The sequence below is a fragment of the Pseudoalteromonas sp. 20-92 genome, from assembly GCF_030847595.1.
In the GTDB taxonomy this organism is placed as follows: domain Bacteria; phylum Pseudomonadota; class Gammaproteobacteria; order Enterobacterales; family Alteromonadaceae; genus Pseudoalteromonas; species Pseudoalteromonas fuliginea.
Genome location: NZ_JANJGQ010000008.1, coordinates 99,838 through 121,703, shown reverse-complemented (window position 1 = coordinate 121,703; position 21,866 = coordinate 99,838). Strand labels below are relative to the sequence as shown.

Below are 21,866 nucleotides of genomic sequence, written 5' to 3'. Positions count from 1 at the left end.
AGTTAAATTAGTGTTTACGCGCTTGCATCAAATCGATGAAGTGGTCAAATAATGGTGCTGCATCGTGTGGACCTGGACTTGCTTCAGGGTGACCCTGGAAGCTAAACGCAGGCTTATCAGTACGATGAATACCTTGAAGCGTTCCATCAAATAACGATTTATGCGTGGCACGAAGCGTACTTGGTAGGCTTGATTCTTGAGCTGCAAAACCATGGTTTTGAGCTGTGATCATAACTACATTACGGTCTAGGTCTTTAACTGGGTGGTTACCACCGTGGTGGCCAAATTTCATTTTTTCTGTTTTAGCACCTGAGGCAAGGGCTAATAACTGATGACCTAAACAGATACCAAAAATAGGTGTGTCGGTTTCTAAAAAGGCTTGAATGGCTTCAATAGCGTAAGTACATGGCTCAGGATCACCAGGGCCATTAGATAGAAAGATACCATCAGGGTTTAAAGCAAGTACGTCAGCGGCTGAAGTTTGCGCTGGTACTACTGTAAGTTTACAACCACGGTCTACAAGCATACGTAAAATATTACGTTTTACACCGAAGTCGTAGGCAACAACATGAAACTTTTCATCAGCAGCGTCAAGGGTTTTAAATCCTTCACCTAATGTCCAGCTTGATTCGCGCCACTCAAAATTTTCCTTGGTTGAGACAACTTTTGCTAAATCCATACCTTTTAAACCTGGGAAGGCTTGCGCGGCTTGTAACGCTTTATTTTCGTCTAGCTCGTCACCGGCAACAATACACCCGTTTTGTGCGCCTTTATCACGCAAAATTCGAGTTAGCTTTCTGGTGTCGATGTCCGCAATACCTAAAACATTACGTTCTTTTAAGTAATCATCTAACGATTGCTCGTTACGAAAGTTACTTGCTAGCAGTGGCAAATCACGGATCACTAGGCCTTTAGCCCAAATTTGATTCGCTTCTTCGTCTTCGCTGTTGGTACCCGTATTACCGATATGTGGGTACGTCAAAGTTACGATTTGTTCCGCGTATGATGGATCAGTCAAAATTTCTTGATAACCAGTCATAGACGTATTGAATACCACTTCACCGACTGACATGCCGTCAGCGCCGATTGCAGTACCGCGAAACACTGTGCCGTCTTCTAGGACTAACAGAGCGGATTTAGTCAAGTTAAACCTCCTAACAGTAAAAAACGGGAGTAAGCAATTGCTTAACACCCCGCCAATACCCAGAGGGATCGTCAAAACCAGATTTTTGTGAGCTTAAATTGTTTTACGCAGTCTTAAATGATGCAGATGTAAAGCATTCAACCTTCAATCATTTTTCTTGCCTAAAACTATTTTCATTCCCACTGAAACCCTGGATTTACTAGCCACTTGGGTATAATTGGAAACACGCATTTAGTAATTTTTGGCAAATTGGCTGCATATTACATGAAGTTGCTATTTAGGTCTAACATTATTTGGTTAATTGTTACAAATAAGTCACTGTAGGTGAAATTAGACCCAAACAGTTAAAATAGTAACTAAACTACTTAAGATCTAGCACATCTTGCATATCATAAAGTCCAGCAGGTTTGTTTTTCAACCAGCTTGCAGCCCTTATAGCACCTAGAGCGAACGTCATTCTCGAACTTGCTTTATGTGTTAATTCAAGCCTTTCGCCCATTGTAGCGAAGTATGCGGTATGTTCACCTACTATATCGCCCCCTCTTAGGACAGAATAACCAATCTCATTTTGAGATTTAGCTGTTTCTACTTGGCTTCGGTCATATACCGCAACCTCGTCGTGATCCCAGCCTTTCGCTTGCGCGATTGACTCACCTATTGCCAGTGCGGTACCCGATGGTGCATCTATTTTATGACGGTGGTGCGCTTCAAATATTTCGATATCTAAATCGTCACCAAACTTAGTCGCTGCAGTTTGCACAAGGTTGAGTAATACATTGACACCTACGCTGTAATTTCGCGCAAATACAATAGGGATATGTTTAGCGGCATCGTGTAATAGCGCCATATCATCATTTGTTAAACCTGTTGTGCCAATTACCATAGGAATTTTTTGCACTACAGCGGTTTTTAAATGGTTTTTCATACCCGCTGGCAGCGTAAAGTCGATTAAAACATCTACATTATCTATTGTACTTTCGTCGCTAAAGCTAACACTGCTGTCGGCTGCGCTATTTACTTGATTTACATTAATGCCTAATAGCGATGAACTGCTTCGAACATATGCACCTGTAAGTTGTGTTTGTTCTTTGATTGTCGCGGCTTCTAATAGAGCTAAGCCCATTCTACCGTTAGCACCAAAAACACCTATTCGATTTGTAGTCATGGTTTTTACCTAATTTAATTTGAATCCGTTTATTAGCCATATATCCGGGCATTACAAAATACGTAGGTAGGTAGGTATTTTTATGCAGTTGGATAAATATTAATCGCTGAAAATCGCGTTGTTTTATAGATATTATCTAAAAGTCATGCAATAGTCAGGTGACCTTTTAATTTAATAATAATAACAATACCAGTTTACTTTAGCCATCTATACATTTAAACTTCTCTTTCGCGTCGATTTGGTCTTTGGCTTGCGGACGCTGCGGCTAACAACTTTTTTTAAAAAGTTGTACTGCTAAATTCAGCTAAAAGAGGAGTTTTGGCTGTGATAAATTTTACTGGTTATGAGGATTATGATGCAGCCATCATTTAATAAAAACAAAGCAATACTTTCTTTACTTCCCCTACTTACCTTTGTAGCGCTATTTTTAGGCTCAGGTTTGTATTTGCAATCGCAAGGGGTTGATTATGCTTTTTACCAACTACCCGCACCTGTTGCTATATTGCCCGCCATCATGCTTGCGTTTATTTTAAATAAAGGCACGGTAAACCAATGTGTAGAAACCTTTATTAAAGGTGCCGGACACAATAATATTATTACCATGTGTTTAATATACTTACTTGCGGGTGCTTTTTCTGCCGTTGCCAGTGCAACCGGTGGTGTAGATGCGGTAGTAAATGCAGGCTTATCGCTTATTCCACCTTCGTTGTTACTCCCTGGTTTATTTTTAATTGCAGCGGTTGTATCAACAGCAATGGGTACGTCAATGGGTACGATTGGCGCCATTGGCCCTATCGCTTATGCGGTATCAATTAAAACAGGTATAGATCCAGCATTAATGGCCGGTACGATTGTATCTGGCGCTATGTTTGGCGATAACCTATCAATTATTTCAGACACCACTATTGCAGCTACGCGCACGCAGGGCTGTGAAATGAAAGACAAGTTTAAAGAGAATCTTAAAATTGCTGTCCCTGCTGCAATACTGACTATTGGCTTATTGTTTTATTTAACACCTGCTGCTCAAGTTGTTGAAACCAAGGATTACGATATTTGGTTAGTGCTTCCGTATGCCTTTATTTTAGTGCTAGCAGTTGCTGGCTTGAACGTCTTTGTAGTGTTGTTTAGCGGTATTATTTTTGCCGCATTAATGGGCTTTACAGGAAGTTATGAAGGCGCAAGCTTTGTAAAAGACATTTACAAAGGCTTTACCGATATGCAGGAAATATTTTTACTATCAATGTTTATTGGTGGCTTATCTGAATTTATTCGTATTAATGGTGGCCTTGATTACATTGCTCAAAAAATTCAAGCCATAACTAAAATCATTGCAAAATGGCACCGTAAAGTGGCAGATCAATTAGGTATCGCTGCGTTAGTTTTAACAAGTAATGTCTGTATTGCCAATAACACCGTATCTATTATTGTGGCCGGCCCGATTGCTAAAAAGCTTGCTGATGATGGTGAAATAAGCGGTAAACGCTCTGCAAGTTTGCTAGATATTTTTGCTTGTGTAACGCAGGGTTCTTTACCATACGGCGCACAAGCATTGTTACTTGGCGCTACGTTTAAAATAAGCCCTTGGGAAGTATCAACCTCTTCCTATTATTGTTTTATCCTAGCATTTACGGCAATAACTATCATTTGCTTACGCCGCAATAAAGCGTAATAAATTGCGTCTCCACATGTTGCAGCTTATAAAGTAAGCTGCAACATGTGTTAAATTAGCGATCAACAAATCAATCTCTTCTGCTATAATCTCTGCTTCCGCGTGTCACTAAAATTATAGTTATTAAACAGTTATGAAATTTAAAAAATTACTCCCTTTTATTACTTTTACTTCTCTTGCTTTATCATCGTCGGCTTTTGCTGCTAATTGGAGCAGTACAGCACTACACATTAATAATGGAAGTCAAAAAAATCCATTTTCTAAACAAGAGTCCGATACTACCGTTTACTCGGTTCAACATGCATCGGGCTATGACTACGGCGATAACTTCTTCTTTATCGATTACAGTAAAGACGATATAGATGATGGTTACCAAGATGCTGATTTTTATGGTGAATGGTACTCAACGGTAAGCTTATCGGCCATTAGCGGCGAAAAAATTGGCGCAGGCGCATTATTAGATGTGGGCCTTACCGGCGGTATTAACGTGGCTGGTGATGCAAAAGTAATGAAATACCTACCAGGTGTTAAATTAAGCTGGGATGTACCTGGTTTTAACTTTTTTCAAACGTTGTTCACAGCTTACATTGACGATAGTGAAGGTGTAGCAAAAGGCGGTGCACCTATTGAAACTAATAGCTGGATGCTTGATGTAGCTTTTGAGTACCCTTTCTCTATTGGCTCACAAAAGTTTAGCTTTAAAGGCCACGCTGAATACATTGCTGAACGTGAAGATGAATTTGGTAACGATGTTGAGGCTTGGATACTCGCACAGCCTATTTTAGTGTGGGATATGGGCCACGCTCTTCAAATGAAAGAAAACACACTCCTGTTGGGTATGGAATTACAATACTGGCACAATAAACTAGGTACTGAAGTCACTGAATCGGTACCACAAATCCATATTGAGTGGACGTTTTAAGCTTTAATAATCAGCTCTTTACTCAGTAATTAATAAGCGAAGCTTTATTTTAGCTTCGCTTCTTTTCGTCAACGTAAAACATTTAATTGAACAGGTGTAAATACTTAGTTATTGTTGTACTTCTTTTAAGCCAAGCGCTCGCCTTTAATAGGAGTAACTGAATGTCGTCGATTAAAGTTATTTGTTTCTCTACTTTATTAGTACTAACAAACAATGCCTTAGCTGGCACTTCTCAAGATACATCTGCCCTTTCTTATGATGCACTTTTAACTAATTACGAATACGATTTTAAAGTAAATTACTTTGCACTTGAGTCGCAAAAACAATCATTAAAAATGGCCTATATTTACTTAAAGCCAACCAAATCCGACATGCCAACAGTTACACTTATGCATGGCAAAAACTTTAATGCAGATTACTGGACTACCACTGCGCAATATCTGCAATCTTTAGGTTATGGGGTATTAATTCCAGATCAAATTGGTTTTGGTAAGTCGTCTAAGCCAACTAATTACCAGTATTCATTTGCGGCTCTTGCTCATCATACTCATGCGTTAATGGACTCACTTGATATAAAAGAGTCGATTGTATTAGGGCACTCAATGGGTGGAATGCTAGCGAGTCGTTTTGCATTAATGTATACAAATACAACTAAAAAGCTAATTTTATTAAACCCTATTGGGCTTGAAAACTACTTGCAGTATGTTGATTACAAAGATACAAATTTTTTCTATAAAAATGAGTTTTCAAAAACGCCGGAAGGCGTAAGAAAATATCAACAAAAAAATTACTACGATGGTAAGTGGAATGCCACATATTCAGCCTTAACTGACTTCATAACAGGGCAAATACAAGGCCCAGATAAAGAACAAATGGCATGGGTGAATGCAAAAACATACGATATGATTTTCACTCAACCTGTAATAACCGAATTTAAAGATTTAACTATGCCGGTTAAATTAATTATAGGTACGCGGGATAGAACCGGCCCTGGCCGTAACTGGAAAAAAGAGGGTGTTAATTACGAGCTTGGTCGATATGATAAATTAGGCAAACACGCTGCAACACTTATCCCTGACGCACAATTATTCGAGCTTTATAACTTAGGGCATCTGCCGCACATTGAAGATTTCGAACGCTTTAAAAATGTATTTAAACAAGCACTTTCTGCTGAATAACCACGCTTAAGAACTAAAATAAAACCCCTGTAGGTAAAATACTTACAGGGGTTTTATTTTAATTACGCATTAATACTAAACGTACACGACTTCAAATAGTAAAGCGCTTAACTACAGTGTGCACTGTGGGTTTTTACCCTGTGCTTTAGCAGTACTTTGCTCACTAAGTGCTTTGCTCATTTGCGCTTGTAAGTTTTTAATACGGTTACTTGGCGCTGGGTGAGTTGATAAAAACTCAGGTGTTGTACCACTACCTGCCGCACTCATATTTTGCCAAAGGGTTACTGACTCTTGTGGGTTAAAGCCAGCCTCAGCCATTAAATCTAAACCAATAGTATCGGCTTCTGATTCGTGCGAGCGGCTAAATGGCAAAACAACACCATACTGTGCGCCCAAACCTAAGCCTTGCATAATTTCATTACGATATTGAATGTTACCCATTTCAAGTGCCGCACTACCAAGTTGCATACCGGTATCTAAAATAGAGCTTTGTGAAACACGCTCATTTGAATGCTCAGCAATTACGTGCCCTACTTCGTGCCCTAGTACTGTTGCTAATTGGTCTTGATTAGTAGCAATTTTTAATAAGCCAGTATGAACACCAATGTAACCACCTGGTAGTGCAAAAGCATTAGCAGATTCATCTTCAAATACAACCACTTCCCAATTTTGCGAAGCGTATTCTTTTGGTAATACAGCCACTACTTTTTCAGCAATGCAATTTACATATGCATTTGTTTTTGCATCTTTATTAATTGGTTGGTTTTTTTTCATATCAGCAAAACTAGCAGTGCCCATTTCACTCATTTGTTGGTCTGAATAAAGCGCTATTTGTGTGCGTCCTGTTGGCGACGTTTTACAACCAGCCAAAACGGCTGTCGCTAATACTGCAAGTACTAGTTTTTTCATGGTAATTCTCTTAAGCAATTAATTTTTTATTGCTTGTAGAATAGCAAACACAGTACCAATTTAAAATATTTGCTTTATATAGCGTTATATTAACAAGATGCGATAAGACGATAAACTTAGCAGGCGAACTAAGTTTATCCAAATACAATGCCCTGTTACACTAGAGTCCTTGTTTTTAGTGATTGTCGAGTTTACACATGGACGCCTCAGCCTCGTCTTTTAATACCCGTATTTTATTGCCTTTATTAGCCAGTATTGTGGCGATTACGCCATTGGCTATTGATATGTATTTGCCCGCCATGCTGGTAATTGCAAACGATTTACACACTAATATGCCAAATGTACAAATATCGTTGAGTATTTACTTAGCGGGTTATTCATTGGGGATGTTATTTTTTGGCCCGATTGCCGATCAAATTGGCCGCCGTAAGCTCGCACGTATTGGCTTAACCCTATTTGGCGCAAGTTCACTTGCACTTGCATTTACCACCGAAATCCATGCCTTTTGGACTCTTCGAGCAGTGCAAGCATTTACGGGAGCTGCAGCAACGGTAGTAGTACCGGGTATTATTCGCCATATTTATCAGCAAAACACAGCTAAAGGAATGTCGTATGTATCGATGATCATGATGGTAGCACCGTTGGTTGCCCCCTCTGTTGGTTCGTTTATTTTAGGGTTTTCTGTTTGGTCAACCATATTTTTGGTGCTTGCTGGATATAGCTTTTTAATATTGGCGTTTGTGCAAGTGTATTTAATAGATATACCTATTCATAAAAATGATAAAAAAGGCCTCGCTCTGTTTTTTGACAGCTATAAAACTGTACTGAGTAATAAAGATGCACGTGCGGATATACTCAGTTCTATGTTTGTATCGTTTGGATTTTTTTGCTTTTTAACCTCTGTACCTTTTATATATTTAGATTTATATGAGGTGTCAGAACAGTTATTTGGTGTGTTATTTGCGTTTAATGTAATGGCGCTGATGTTTGGTAACTTTTTAAATACGCGAATTGTACCAAGACTGGGCTCTCGAAAGGTGCTTTATATTGGGCTTGTATGTGGGTTTGTATCGGGGCTTGCGCTATTAACATTTAGCTTATTGCATTTATCACTTTATTATATTGTGGCTGCTATTGCGCCATTAATGATGAGTTTAGGCGTCACGGCAAGTAATGCTGACTCGCTAATTTTAATGAAGTTTGAAAAAAACACAGGCACGGCAACCGCCGTAATTGGCACTCTTCGTTTTGGTAGTGGCGCATTAGTTGGCCCACTACTCGCTATTATGCATGCAAAAAGCGCAGTGCCATTTTCAAGCTTAATGTTTAGTGCCGTGTTACTCACTATGCTCGTACAGTTAATTCACTATAAAAAAGACAAAAAAAATGCCTCATATTGAGGCATTTTTTAAAACTAATAATTCAATTAAACATCAGCAGCTTTAGAAACCATAACCATTGCAGGGCGTAATAAACGACCATTCAATGTGTAACCTTTTTGCATAACAGCAAGTACTGTATTAGGTGTTACATCGTTACTTGGTTGAATTGACATTGCTTGATGAAAATCTGGATTAAACATCTCACCTTGTGGGTTTACAATTTCAACACCAAATTTAGAAACAGCGTCATTGAAGCTCTTAACCGTCATATCGATACCTTCAAGCAACGGCTTTAAAGTCTCATTTTCTTTATCAGAAAATTCAATAGCACGTTCAAGGTTATCAATTACAGGTAGTAATTCGTTAGCAAATTTTTCTAGTGCAAATTTATGCGCTTTTTCTACATCTTGTGCTGCACGACGACGAATATTATCTACGTCTGCTGCTGCACGAACAACACCATCTTTTTGATCAGCAATAGTTTGCTTAGCTGCCTCAAGCTCTGCATATAACATCGCAATTTCTGCTTCAGGGCTTTGCTCTTGTTCTTGTTCTGCATGTTGATCAGCGGCTTCTACTGCTGCTTCTACATCAGCCTGCATTTTAGAAATTTCTTCGTTTAATTCTACTTCTTGCTCAGGGTTTTGTGTCTGCTCAGACATAAAATACGTGCTCCAATTCTTTTCAAGTGCGGTAATTATGGGGATTGAATAAAAAGATTCAAGAGTTAGATGTCTCAATTAATTTAAATTCTTGGATTATTTCTTCAATTTGCGCTGATTTAGGGCAAATTATACAAAAGCGGCTTTGGTATTCTTGATTTTGAAAGTACGGGACACTTATTACAATCAATTCATCGCACTCAGTAAAAGGTAATTTTTCGCTATTAAGTACCGATAACCCATTTTTAAAAGCGAGCTTATCTTCTACATAATTTAAAAATGAGACGCCAATATTTAAGCTTTGTTCACAATCAATTTGTTTGTAAAGGTAATTTTCACCAACAACAATACTGTTATCTGAGCCTAATTTTTGGCTTAGTTGTCGCGTCCATTGATTAAGCGAATCGTGACAATTTCGAGGCGCGGTATTAGCCATAGCTTGCATACGGTATAAACCTTCCATCAAGGTTTGTTGACTAAAGACGGTGTTTAACCACGTTGCAAACTGATAACGAACAGAGTCTGACGAATCATGAGGCTTATCAATACAAATATTATGGCTCTGCCCTGCTCTGTCTATTAATAAAATAAGCCAGTCGGTAGAATCAAAATCAAGTACCTCTACTCTAAATACTTGCTGCGAGCTGGCTTGTGGCAAACCCACACAACAACACACCTGATATTTTTGGCTCAAACCATGCGCTAGCTCAACGAGTTGTGATTGCTCTGGTTGCCAATAATTAGCAATATCAGCGAGTGGAAAGAACTCGTCAAACCAATAATCAAACCCCTCATTTGTAGGCACACGGCCTGCAGATGTATGAGGTGAATACAATAAGCCCACTTTTTCTAAGCGAGCCATCGCATTACGTACCGTAGCCGAACACACAGCCATGCCTTTAAGCTTAGCAATTTTTGTTGATGGGACGGGTAACCCCTCACCATTACAGTACATGTTCATAACAGCTGAAAAAATTTGCTGATCTCGTGGATTTAATTTCATGTTATCTACATCTTGTTGCATGTCTGATATATCGGGGCATTTACAGTTATTTCAAGTCACATAGTATGCTGGTAGCTAATAAAACTAAATTAATTACCTAGGTAAGTTAATCATACCAATTTAAGCTAAGATCTGTATTTTCAAACACTTCTCTTTTGGGTTACTCTACAAACATTCAAACTTATAGTGTACACATTATGGATTCTCCTTTTAAAACCATTGGCCTTATTGGTAAACCAAACCACCCTGGTGCAGCCGCAACACTACAACGTCTGCATACATTTTTACTTGCACTTGGTTTTGAGGTTATCGTAGAAAAACGCACTGGTGGCCAGTTAGTTGATGTACCCACAGATAAACTAGTTAAGTTAGTCGACTTAGGGGAACTGGCTGATTTGGCTATTGTCGTTGGAGGTGACGGTAACATGTTAGGCGCAGCACGTGTTTTAGCCCGTTTCAACGTAGCAGTAATCGGTGTTAACAGGGGGAACCTTGGGTTCTTAACTGATTTAAACCCTGAAGGTTTTGAACCAAGTTTAGAACAAGTTTTAAGTGGTGATTTTATTGAAGAAAATCGCTTTTTACTTGAAGTAGAGGTATACCGCCACAACGAATTAAAAAGCGCTAATTCTGCGGTCAATGAAGCAGTGCTTCATGCCGATAAAGTTGCACATATGATTGAGTTTGAAGCCTTTATTAATAAAGATTTTGTATTTTCACAGCGCTCGGATGGCTTAATTGTATCAACACCAACAGGCTCAACGGCGTATTCACTTTCAGGTGGCGGACCTATTTTGACACCGGAGCTTAATGCTATTTCGTTAGTACCTATGTTCCCACATACATTATCGAGCAGACCATTAGTCGTTGATGCTGATAACGAAGTACGCTTAAAGCTAAGCCTAGAAAATACAGATAGCCTACAGGTAAGTTGCGACAGCCATGTTGTGCTTGCTGTTTTACCTGGCGATGAGGTTGTCATTAAGAAAGCAGATAAAAAACTGCGTTTAATTCATCCAAAAAATTATTCTTACTACAACGTTTTACGTACTAAATTAAATTGGGGTAGTCGTTTATACTAATTTTATTGCCAAGTGTAAGACTTTAGAGCAAAATATCGCAAAATAAAAAATAATATTATTAGGAACTATAGCAAATGACGTATGTTGTATTTTTTTCACTTTTGTTATTAATTACGCTACTAGGTAGCTATTTAATAGTTGAAAATAATCGTCGTATAGCAAGCGAAACCAAGAAGAGAATTTTTAATGATCGAGTTTCAAAAATTAGTACACGTTTGAAAAGCAAACTAAATGAATTGTTGGATGTTAAGGTAATACGCCCGAAACACGTTCCTAGAGTCCAGGCAATTGTTAGTAATTTTTTTGTAGTACAAGCACATAATGATGACAATTTACAAAAATTAGAAGATGTAACTGATTTACTCGTCAGCACTTTATCTAACGAATTAAATAAAACTTATCAAACTAATTCGGCTAAAAGTTTAATTGATAACTTACAGCACTTTATAGCTGAGCTACCTCATCAAGGTATTTTATATAACAAAGCTTTTTATGACACTGAACTACCTTCGTTAATATTTACTATCCAAACAGAAGACATCCATCAACACATTGATAAAAAAGAAGAAGTTGAATTTTTGCAACAAAAAACTAATGACTCTCCTATTAACGAAGAGGCAAGTGTTGCTTAAATACTAAAAAATTAATTTGCAAAAAACCAAAACACTGTATAAATTAACAGTCAATTGACTGGATGGATAAACAGTATGTTAATTGGTTTAGAAGTTAAAAATTTTGCAATAGTAAGTAATTTAAGTACCGAATGGCAAAACGGTATGACCGCCATCACCGGTGAAACAGGTGCAGGTAAGTCTATAGCCATTGATGCGCTTTCACTGTGTTTAGGTGAGCGAGCAGAAGCCTCAGCGGTCCGCCCTAACACTGACAAGGCAGAAGTATGTGCACAATTTGATTTAAGTGCACTTCCACTAGCTAACGCTTTTTTAGAACGACACATGTTAGCAAATGCCGATAACGAGTGTTTATTACGTAGGGTGGTATGTAAAAATGGCCGCAGTAAAAGTTATATTAATGGTAGTGCGGTAACCGCCGCACAGCTAAAAGAACTTGGTCAATATTTAATTTCTATTCATGGGCAACATGCCCATCAGCATCTTTTGAAAGCTGAGCATCAATTGCAATTACTTGATGCCTATGCCGGTCACAATGATTTAGTTAACGGCGTGAACCAAAACTATAAGCTGTTCGCTAACTTACAAAAAGAATTTAAGCACCTAGAGCAGCAACAATTACAGCAAGCGGCTCAAAAACAACTTTTAGAATATCAAGTTGCAGAACTAGATGAATTTGCTTTGCAAGAAAATGAATTTGAACAAATAGAGGCTGAGCATTATAAACTCAGTAATAGCCAAACCATTTTAGAAGCCTGCCAACGAGAGCTACAGCACCTTTACGAAAGCGATGAACAAAATGCGTGCTCGTTGTTACAACATAGTGCTCAGCAATTTACCGAACTGGCTCAATATGACGAAAGTTTAGTAAGCGTAGCTGCTATGCTTAGCGAAGCCGCTGTACAAGTTGAAGAAGCGAGTCGCGAAGTGCGTGATTACACTGAACAAGCAGATTTAGACCCAGCTCGCTTAGTTGAAGTAGAAAATAGACTAAGTGGTGCAATGGACTTAGCTCGCAAACACCATATAAAACCACAAGCCCTAGTTGAGTTTCATCAATCTATTTCACAGGAACTGGAGTCAATTAGTACTAATAGTGCTCGATTAGAACAACTAGAATCCGAAATAGAAAATGCGCGAGTGACATACCAACAGGCAAGCGATCAGTTAAGCAAAAGTCGTAAAGAGTACGCAAATACACTAAACACTTTGATCAGTGAGAGTATGGCTAACCTGTCAATGGAAAATGGTGTATTTGAAATAGCATTAACTCAAGAAGTTGAGCGTGCACCCAACAGTTTAGGGTACGACAATGTATCATTTTTAGTTTCAACTAACCCAGGACAGCCACTACAACCGCTTGCTAAAGTAGCATCTGGGGGGGAGCTTTCGCGTATTAGCTTAGCAATTCAAGTTATTATTGCACAAAAAGTAACAACCCCAACACTTATTTTTGATGAAGTTGACGTAGGTATATCAGGCCCTACCGCATCGGCAGTTGGAAAACTATTACGTCAGTTAGGTAAATCAACTCAAGTAATTTGTGTAACGCATTTACCGCAAGTCGCTAGCAGTGCGCATCAACAATTCTTTGTAGCTAAAGAAATTGCTCAAGGTGAAACATTTACTCATATGCTGCCTTTAAATAAAGATGGACGAGTTAATGAAATAGCTCGCTTATTAGCTGGAGACAACGTAAGTAAGACGGCTAAAGCTAACGCAAAAGAACTGATAATGGCGCATGCCTAATGTTATTTAACTACCGATTTATAACAAATCAACATGTATCAAATTGCTAAGAGATAAATATAATGCAAAATAGTGTCATTTATATGTGTATAGGTTTTAGTTGGCTTTTAATAATAGTATGTGTGCTCTTAATGCTTTTAAGTCGATTTAAACATACTCAATTTAAACAACGTTTATTACGCTTTCTAAATATAGTTTTAGTGTTTCAATTGTTATTCGCAGGTTTATATTTAGCTGTTGAGTTTGACAGAGACTCACAATACTTAAAAGGGAGTTACACGATACTTATTGCGCTCCAAATTACCTGTAATTTCTTTTGCTACATGAGTGTAAAACGAAGAAAAGCCAAAACGAAACCTTCTCTTGACTCCTTCTCTATGGATTAGCAAATATAGATGGTTACTAAGCTGAGCAAGTTCTATTTTTACCTTGCTCTTTTGCTTTGTAGAGTTGCTGATCAGCATGTTTAATATCAAGATCAATTGATCTGTTTTCTTCACTTTGAACAACACCAATACTAATTGTTAAGTTTACAGTATTAGTACGTAAACTTACCGCTGCCTTTTTAAGTGAATCATGGATTTTATCTGCTACATTTACCCCTTCTGTAACACTAACATTAGGTATTGCTATTAAGAACTCCTCTCCCCCCCAGCGAGAAGCAACAGCATTTTGTGGAATATTTTTCTTAAAAATATTAGCTAAATGAATAAGTGCCTCATCGCCAAAGTTATGTCCATATTTATCATTAATTTTTTTGAAGTTATCAACATCAGCTAGTAGCAATACAAAAGGAATGCCTTTGTAAGCATGTTCCTTTTTGAATTCACTTAACTTATTCATTGCATGACGACGGTTAGGAAGCTCAGTTAATGGATCGATTGTTGCTAATCGTTCATTTCTTTGACTTAAAGCTATTATTTTATTGCTGTACTTCTCTCTTGATTGTTCGTAAAAACCTGTGAGTAAAGCGACAATAATAAACGAAAATACAATTCTATAAGGAAATTGTGCTGGTTTATATTCATAAATATTAAACATGTCTGCGCAATAAAAGCCTAACATTATCGCTAGCAAAAATATGAATATATCAGATGTCCCTCGCTTTAATCCTCGAATAGAATATGTTACTGGTGATACAATAAATATCCAAATTGGCCCTGTACCTTCAGCGCCGCCAGTAACAACTAAGTAAAGCATCAATCCATAAAGATTATATAAAATCGCATTTGCAGACTTTTCTACCTCTTTGTAAACATTAAATGCCCAAATATAGATAAGTGACGAACCGAAAAGTGTCACAAAAAGAAAATATTCGCTATTAATAAATGCAATACACGACATCAAAAATGTGGATATAAAGCCTATTGATGAGAAAAACCTTACTATTAATTCTCTTTCTGTTTTATCGAAGTATTTGTGCATAATTTATCAGTTTTCTTTTCGTAAATGACGCCAACCCAGAACACAAAGTAAGCAAATAGTAAATAAGCCGCGTATTTTGTATTTATTTAGTTAATTAATCAACACTTAATACCATACTAAAATACGGAAAAAGTAGAATTAGATTCTTTCTCCCTACCTTCACGGTTAAGCATTCTCTAATATTAGACCTAATTGCCTACATTATTTATATGAAAGGATAAATAATTATGGCGTGTTGACCTTTCGTGATTAATTTTTCAGCCGTATGTTTGGTATTCAGGCAAAAGTAGTGTGATTATTCCCCATAAATTTGGATAACGTAGCATAAATGCCAAATATGCGCTGCCCTTTGGATTCTTCTAAGGACGATTAAGTCTTTGTTACCTACATAGGTTTAGGTAAGGTGCATTAGCAGGACGCGGAAGATTTGCTCAATTTTTTTATTCTTAAATGAATATAAGCCAGTTGGCTAACGCAGGAGCAGTTACCAACAAGCCCACTAGGTTACAAACCCCGCTCCGCGATTAAATCGCCCCAAAATTGAACACACTTTAATCCTGAAAGATCAACATACCCTAGTTGTTCTAAATAAAAAATCCTTAACGACGTTACAGTGCAATTTAATTCGTTAAATTTCTCAAAAATTTATGCAGGTTGGTCTAAGGCATTATTACGTATAAAAAAAGCAAGCTCGAAAGCTTGCTTTAACGTATATTTAAAGTAACCAAAAAATAGTTATACTTTAAGATAGTCCATAATACCTTCTGCGGCATTACGTCCTTCAAAAATAGCAGTTACCACTAAATCTGAACCACGTACAATGTCGCCACCAGCAAATATTTTAGGGTTAGTAGTTTGATGTGTAAACTCACCTTGTTCTGGTGCATTAATGCCGCCCCAGTGATTTATTTCCACATCGTATTTTTCTAACCAATCCATTTTGTGTGGTTGGAAACCAAACGCCATAATAACTTGGTCTGCTTCAATAACATGTTCTGAGCCAGGTACTTCTTCAGCACGGCTTCTGCCTTTTGCGTCAGGTTCGCCTAATTTAGTTTTAACCATTTTAACGCCGGTTACTTTACCTTTATCGTTCAGAACAATGCCTTTAGGCTGAACGTTATACGTAAATATAACGCCTTCTTCTTTCGCGTTTTTAACTTCACGTTTAGAACCAGGCATATTTTCTTTATCACGGCGATAAGCACACGTTACTTTTGCAGCATTTTGACGAATAGACGTACGCACACAATCCATGGCTGTATCACCACCTCCAAGTACGACTACTTTTTGGTTAGCCATATCAATACACGGTTGTTTTGTCTCGTCGTAGCCCATTACACGATTTGTATTACCAATCAAAAATGGGAGTGCATCATGAACGCCTGGTGCATCTTCATTTTCAAGACCTGCACGCATACTCTGATACGTACCCACCCCTAAAAATACGGCGTCGTAATCAGCTAAAATTTGATCAAGCGTAATATCAACACCTACCTCAACATTTAACTTAAACTCTACGCCCATTTCAGTGAAAATTTCACGGCGCTTTTGCATTACTGATTTTTCAAGTTTAAAAGAAGGAATACCAAACGTGAGTAGTCCACCTATTTCTGGATGGCGATCAAACACCACTGGCTTAACGCCATTTCGTACTAAAATATCAGCACATCCTAAACCTGCAGGGCCAGCACCAATAATGGCTACTTTTTTGTCGGTCCATGTTACATAAGACATATCAGGCTTCCAGCCCATTTTAAATGCCTCATCAGTAATGTACTTTTCAATATTACCAATTGTAACCGCACCAAACTCTTCATCGAGCGTACACGAACCCTCACACAAGCGATCTTGTGGACAAACGCGGCCACACACTTCTGGTAAACTATTGGTACGATGAGAAAGCTCAGCCGCCTCTATAATACGGCCCGTACGTATTAACTTTAACCATTGTGGAATGTAGTTATGTACAGGACATTTCCACTCACAGTATGGGTTACCACAATCTAAACAACGGTCAGCTTGTGAGTTAACCTGATTTTCTGAAAAGGGCTCGTAAATTTCTACGAAAGATTTTTTACGTGACGAGATTGGTTTTTTGCGTGGGTCTACACGCTGCACGTCTATAAATTGATATACATTTTCGCTCATACTGCCCCCTTATTGCGCCTGAACACGTAGTTCGGCACTACTGCGAGCGCGATGCCCGAGTAAACTTTTTACGTCGCTTGATATTGGTTTTACTAATTTGAACATAGGTAAGTACAATTCAAAGTTAGCTAGAATACTTTCTGCTCTGCATGAACCCGTAAGCTCTAAATGCTCAGCAATTAAGCCGCGTAAATGTTCTTGATGCGATGTTAATTCTTCAAGTGTAACCACTTCTACTAGCTCGGGATTAATGCGCTTTTCAAAATCATTTCGCTCATCTAAAATATAAGCGAAACCACCTGTCATACCTGCACCAAAGTTAACGCCTACGTTGCCCAGTACACATACAACGCCGCCAGTCATGTATTCACAACCGTTATCACCTACGCCTTCAACAACGGCTTGTACACCTGAGTTACGAACTGCAAAACGCTCTCCGGCACATCCAGCTGCAAACAATTTACCGCCTGTCGCACCATATAAGCATGTGTTGCCTGCAATTGTAGCTTTATGACTTTCGAACGACGAGCCAAGTGGTGAACGAATAACTAGCTTGCCACCAGCCATGCCCTTCCCTACGTAATCGTTAGCATCGCCAACCAATGTCATTTCAAGGCCACCTGCATTCCACACGCCAAATGATTGACCCGCAGTACCGTGTAATTCAATTACGACTGGATCCGCAGCCATACCTTGGTTGCCATATTTATCTGCAATATAGCCAGAAAGCATTGCACCTACAGAGCGGTCAGTATTACAAATACGACTAACAAGCGAGATACCGCTTGACGTATCAATTGCCTCTTGCGCTTTAGCTAATAAACTTTCGTTTAACTTACCTAGGTAATGCGAACTGTTAGGCGCACTACAATACAGCGTTTCGCCAGTTGGGTTGTTCGGCTGAGCAATAACAGACGATAAATCAATTTTCTTCTGCTTTGCTGTTTTACCTTCAATGGCTTCAAGCAAATCTAAACGACCAATTAAGTCAGTTAAGTTTACAACACCCAAGCTTGCCATAATTTCACGGGCTTCTTGCGCTATAAACTTAAAGTAGTTCATCGCCATTTCTGGTAGGCCGTGATAATGCTTTTGGCGAAGTGTTTCGTCTTGTGTTGCAACACCGGTCGCACAGTTATTTAAGTGGCAAATACGCAAGTATTTACAACCAAGGGCAACCATTGGGCCAGTACCAAAGCCAAAGCTTTCAGCACCTAGAATTGCTGCTTTAATAATATCTAAACCTGTTTTTAAGCCACCATCTGTTTGCAGGCGAATGCGATGACGAAGGCCATTTTCAACAAGTGCTTGCTGTGTTTCAGCAAGGCCAAGCTCCCATGGGCTACCGGCATATTTAACTGAAGTAAGTGGGCTTGCACCTGTACCGCCATCATAGCCAGAAATAGTAATTAAATCGGCATAGGCTTTAGCAACACCTGTCGCAATGGTTCCTACGCCTGGTTCTGAAACCAGTTTTACAGAAATAAGTGCTTTAGGGTTTACTTGTTTTAAATCGAAAATTAGCTGTGCTAAATCTTCAATTGAGTAAATATCGTGATGTGGTGGTGGCGAAATTAACGTAACACCTGGCACCGAATAACGAAGTTTAGCAATATATGGGGTTACTTTTTCACCCGGTAATTGCCCGCCTTCACCTGGTTTTGCACCTTGCGCTACTTTAATTTGAATAACATCAGCACTACGTAAGTAATGCGGCGTTACGCCAAATCGACCTGAAGCGACTTGCTTAATACGTGAATTTTTCTCGGTACCGTAACGCAGCTTATCTTCGCCGCCTTCACCCGAGTTTGAACACCCACCCAAGCGGTTCATCGCAATTGCTAGCGCCTCATGCGCTTCTGGCGATAAAGCACCAATACTCATTGCGGCCGAATCAAATCGTTTATAAAGATTTTCTGCAGGCTCGACATCATCAATGCTAATGCCGGTTTCAGGCAATTTAAGCGAAAGCATGTCACGTAGCGTAGCAATCGGACGATTATTAACGAGTTTTGCATACTCACTGTAATCGGTGTATTCACCAGAACGAACTGCTTTTTGTAGGGTTTGGATTACATCCGGATTATAAGCATGATATTCGCCACCATGAACATACTTAAACAAACCGCCGTGGCTTAATAATTTACGTTTACTTAAAGCAAGTTTATGTAGGCTCTGTTGATCGTCATCAAAATCGGTAAAACAAGCACCCTGTATGCGACTTGCCACTCCTTTAAAACACATTTGTACAATAGCATCAGATAAACCAACCGCTTCAAACAACATTGAGCAACGATATGACGCAACCGTACTTATGCCCATTTTAGACATGATTTTATATAAGCCCTTGTTAATGGCTTTACGATAAGCAAGCGTTACTTCGCAATACGACTTATCAATAATTTTATTGTCGCTCATTGCAACTAACGATTCATACGCAAGGTATGGATAAATGGCAGTTGCACCAAAACCTAATAAAACTGCAAATTGGTGTGCATCGCGCACACTACCGGTTTCAATAATAATATTCGATTCACAACGAAGATTATTATCAACAAGACGATTTTGCACCGCGCCCACAGCCATAGCTGCTGGAATAGGTAAATTCGTTTCATCAAAGTTGCGGTCTGTTAGAACAAGCATAATACAGCCCGATGCTGCTTTTTTCTGCGCAATATCACAAATTCGCGATACTGCTTTTTCCAATCCTTCTTCAACTGTATACGTAATATCAATTTTACAGTAGCTGTAATGTGCTTCATCAGCATTTAATAATTGCTGCATGTCTGCGTACATTAAAATTGGCGTATCAAACTGTAGGCGCTTAGCGTGGCCTGTTGTTTCGTTAAATACATTTTGCTCACTACCAATACAGGTTGCAAGCGACATTACATGGTTTTCACGTAGTGGATCGATAGGTGGGTTTGTTACTTGCGCAAATTTTTGGCGGAAGTAATCATAAAGTGAACGATGCCCTTCACTAAGCACAGCAAATGGCGTGTCATCACCCATTGAGCCCGTTGCTTCTTGGCCGTTTTCACCCATTACACGAATAACGCTATCAAGCTCTTCGTTAGTATAACCAAACATTTTTTGATATTTAGCTAGCGTTTCGTCATCAAATGAGCGATTACCGGCGTCTTGCTCAGTAAGATCTTCAAATGGAACTAAACGTTTAACATTTTCTTCAAGCCATGACTTGTAAGGATGGCGAGATTTTAAATCTTGATCGATTTCATCCGAGTGCCAAATTTTGCCAAGCTTAGTATCAATAACTAATAATTCACCTGGACCAACACGACCTTTCTCAACTACTTCATCAGCAGTGTAATCCCAAATACCCACTTCTGATGCAAGCGTAATAAAGCCATCTTGTGTAATTACATAACGCGCAGGGCGAAGTCCATTACGGTCAAGGTTACACGCCGCAAAACGACCATCCGACATTACAATACCTGCCGGACCATCCCATGGTTCCATATGCATAGAGTTAAAGTCGTAAAATGCACGTAGATCATCGTCCATTGCACGGTTTTTTTGCCATGCAGGTGGAACGAGCATGCGCATCGCACGGAATAAATCCATGCCGCCAGCTAAAAACAGTTCAAGCATATTATCTAAGCTTGATGAATCAGAACCAGTTTCGTTTACAAACGGTGCCGCTGTTTGTAAATCAGGAATAAGTGGTGACGCAAACTTATAAGAACGCGCACGTGCCCATTGGCGGTTACCTTCAATGGTATTAATTTCACCATTGTGTGCTAAATAACGAAAAGGTTGAGCAAGAGGCCAACGCGGTTGAGTATTAGTAGAAAATCGTTGATGAAAAACACAAATCGCACTGGTCATACGAATATCAGCTAAATCTAGGTAAAAGTTAGGTAAATCTGCAGGCATCATAAGGCCTTTATAGATAGTAACTAATCCAGACAAGCTTGCAATATAAAAAGCTTCATCATCAACAATACGCTTTTCAGCACGACGACGCGCTACATATAAGCGTCGCTCTAAATCTTTAGAGCGCCAACCTTCTGGCGCACTAACAAAAATTTGTTCAAACCCAGGTAATTGTTGTACTGCTATAGGACCTAACATTGATGGGTCGGTTGGCACTACGCGCCAACCTAAAATATTTAGCGTTTCTTTTTCTAATTCTTCGCTAAGTATTTGTTTTGCAGCTTGTGCTAAAACAGGATCTGAATTTAAAAAAATCATACCTACGGCATAATTTTTACCTAAGTGCCAATTGTTCTCAGCCGCAATAGCACGAAAAAAGCTATCTGGTTTTTGTAATAATAAACCACAGCCATCACCTGTTTTACCATCGGCAGATATACCGCCACGATGCTGCATGCGATCAAGCCCCGTAATAGCAGTACGAATAAGCCTATGACTAGCTTGACCATTAACTTGGGCTATTAAGCCAAAGCCACAATTTTCTTTTTCTAATTTTGAGTCGTATAACATAGACCCCTCCCCTTGCTGCACTGTTAGCGTGGATGAACTGCTCGACGATTTGCTAACAGACGGACAAAACTAGCCTCTATCGTAAATAGAGTCAATAGCATTTTGAATACATATTCACATTCTTGAATATTTCTCACTTCATAGCAAGATTTCTTTTTCATCATTATTTTTAACATTTAGTCGTATATTAGGCGTTATTTTTTCATGACACTGGTGTCAAGTTTAACATTTTGTAAAAACAACCAAGTAAAAAGCTACAGCTTACGTAAACGTAAAGCTCTCATTCAGTGAATAAATATTCAACATACACCGATAAAGTTAGTTAA

Annotated in this window: 15 protein-coding genes; 7 read left to right on the top strand and 8 right to left on the bottom strand. The window is 38.8% G+C overall.

Annotation, left to right across the window (positions count from 1 at the left end; all coding sequences use genetic code 11):
• Positions 1-7: 7 nt before the first annotated feature.
• The gene (gene carA, locus NRL14_RS09940) at positions 8-1,144 is read right to left on the bottom strand and encodes a glutamine-hydrolyzing carbamoyl-phosphate synthase small subunit (protein WP_306724550.1); all 1,137 of its coding nucleotides are present in this window, start codon (positions 1,142-1,144) and stop codon (positions 8-10) included.
• Between the two features lie 361 nt (positions 1,145-1,505).
• Positions 1,506-2,309, bottom strand: a complete 804-nt coding sequence (dapB, locus tag NRL14_RS09935; RefSeq protein ID WP_306724549.1) for a 4-hydroxy-tetrahydrodipicolinate reductase — start codon at positions 2,307-2,309, stop codon at positions 1,506-1,508.
• Positions 2,310-2,664: 355 nt separating this feature from the next.
• On the opposite strand from dapB, the gene NRL14_RS09930 reads away from it, so the two are divergent.
• The 3 genes from NRL14_RS09930 (at position 2,665) to NRL14_RS09920 (ending at position 6,078) form a co-directional block, all read left to right on the top strand.
• Entirely contained in the window at positions 2,665-3,978 is a 1,314-nt protein-coding gene (locus NRL14_RS09930) for a Na+/H+ antiporter NhaC family protein (protein WP_008134735.1), read from the top strand.
• A 133-nt stretch (positions 3,979-4,111) separates the two neighbouring features.
• The gene (locus NRL14_RS09925; RefSeq protein ID WP_306724548.1) at positions 4,112-4,900 is read left to right on the top strand and encodes a nucleoside-binding protein; all 789 of its coding nucleotides are present in this window, start codon (positions 4,112-4,114) and stop codon (positions 4,898-4,900) included.
• A gap of 161 nt (positions 4,901-5,061) precedes the next feature.
• Positions 5,062-6,078 carry an alpha/beta fold hydrolase gene (locus NRL14_RS09920; RefSeq protein WP_306724547.1) on the top strand — a complete coding sequence of 339 codons (1,017 nt, stop codon included), beginning with the start codon at positions 5,062-5,064 and terminating at the stop codon, positions 6,076-6,078.
• Positions 6,079-6,189: 111 nt separating this feature from the next.
• Here NRL14_RS09920 and NRL14_RS09915 read toward each other — a convergent pair whose 3' ends face one another.
• Positions 6,190-6,987 carry a M48 family metallopeptidase gene (locus tag NRL14_RS09915; RefSeq protein ID WP_008134732.1) on the bottom strand — a complete coding sequence of 266 codons (798 nt, stop codon included), beginning with the start codon at positions 6,985-6,987 and terminating at the stop codon, positions 6,190-6,192.
• A 197-nt stretch (positions 6,988-7,184) separates the two neighbouring features.
• Between NRL14_RS09915 and NRL14_RS09910 the strand changes: the two genes are divergently transcribed.
• Positions 7,185-8,387 (top strand): Bcr/CflA family efflux MFS transporter, encoded by a 1,203-nt coding sequence (locus NRL14_RS09910; RefSeq protein WP_306724546.1) that lies wholly within the window; start codon positions 7,185-7,187, stop codon positions 8,385-8,387.
• Positions 8,388-8,413: 26 nt separating this feature from the next.
• Here NRL14_RS09910 and grpE read toward each other — a convergent pair whose 3' ends face one another.
• Positions 8,414-9,031: a nucleotide exchange factor GrpE gene (gene grpE, locus NRL14_RS09905; protein ID WP_149614101.1), complete on the bottom strand. Its 618-nt coding sequence runs from the start codon at positions 9,029-9,031 to the stop codon at positions 8,414-8,416.
• Between the two features lie 58 nt (positions 9,032-9,089).
• Positions 9,090-10,055, bottom strand: coding sequence for a hypothetical protein (locus NRL14_RS09900; RefSeq protein ID WP_007375834.1), 966 nt, complete (start codon positions 10,053-10,055; stop codon positions 9,090-9,092).
• Positions 10,056-10,231: 176 nt separating this feature from the next.
• Between NRL14_RS09900 and nadK the strand changes: the two genes are divergently transcribed.
• The 3 genes from nadK to recN all read left to right on the top strand — a co-directional run bounded on the left by nadK (position 10,232) and on the right by recN (position 13,497).
• A complete protein-coding gene (gene nadK / locus NRL14_RS09895; RefSeq protein WP_007375835.1) occupies positions 10,232-11,116 on the top strand; it encodes an NAD(+) kinase in 885 nt (294 codons plus the stop codon).
• 74 nt (positions 11,117-11,190) lie between these two features.
• Entirely contained in the window at positions 11,191-11,748 is a 558-nt protein-coding gene (locus tag NRL14_RS09890) for a hypothetical protein (protein WP_008134729.1), read from the top strand.
• A gap of 75 nt (positions 11,749-11,823) precedes the next feature.
• Positions 11,824-13,497, top strand: a complete 1,674-nt coding sequence (gene recN, locus NRL14_RS09885) for a DNA repair protein RecN (RefSeq protein WP_149605628.1) — start codon at positions 11,824-11,826, stop codon at positions 13,495-13,497.
• Positions 13,498-13,899: 402 nt separating this feature from the next.
• On the opposite strand, the gene NRL14_RS09880 is transcribed toward recN, so the two are convergent.
• The 3 genes from NRL14_RS09880 to gltB form a co-directional block, all read right to left on the bottom strand.
• Entirely contained in the window at positions 13,900-14,922 is a 1,023-nt protein-coding gene (locus NRL14_RS09880) for a GGDEF domain-containing protein (protein WP_306724545.1), read from the bottom strand.
• Positions 14,923-15,657: 735 nt separating this feature from the next.
• The gene (locus NRL14_RS09875) at positions 15,658-17,073 is read right to left on the bottom strand and encodes an FAD-dependent oxidoreductase (RefSeq protein ID WP_024598346.1); all 1,416 of its coding nucleotides are present in this window, start codon (positions 17,071-17,073) and stop codon (positions 15,658-15,660) included.
• 9 nt (positions 17,074-17,082) lie between these two features.
• Positions 17,083-21,540, bottom strand: coding sequence for a glutamate synthase large subunit (gene gltB / locus NRL14_RS09870; protein ID WP_306724544.1), 4,458 nt, complete (start codon positions 21,538-21,540; stop codon positions 17,083-17,085).
• Between the last annotated feature and the right edge of the window lie 326 nt (positions 21,541-21,866).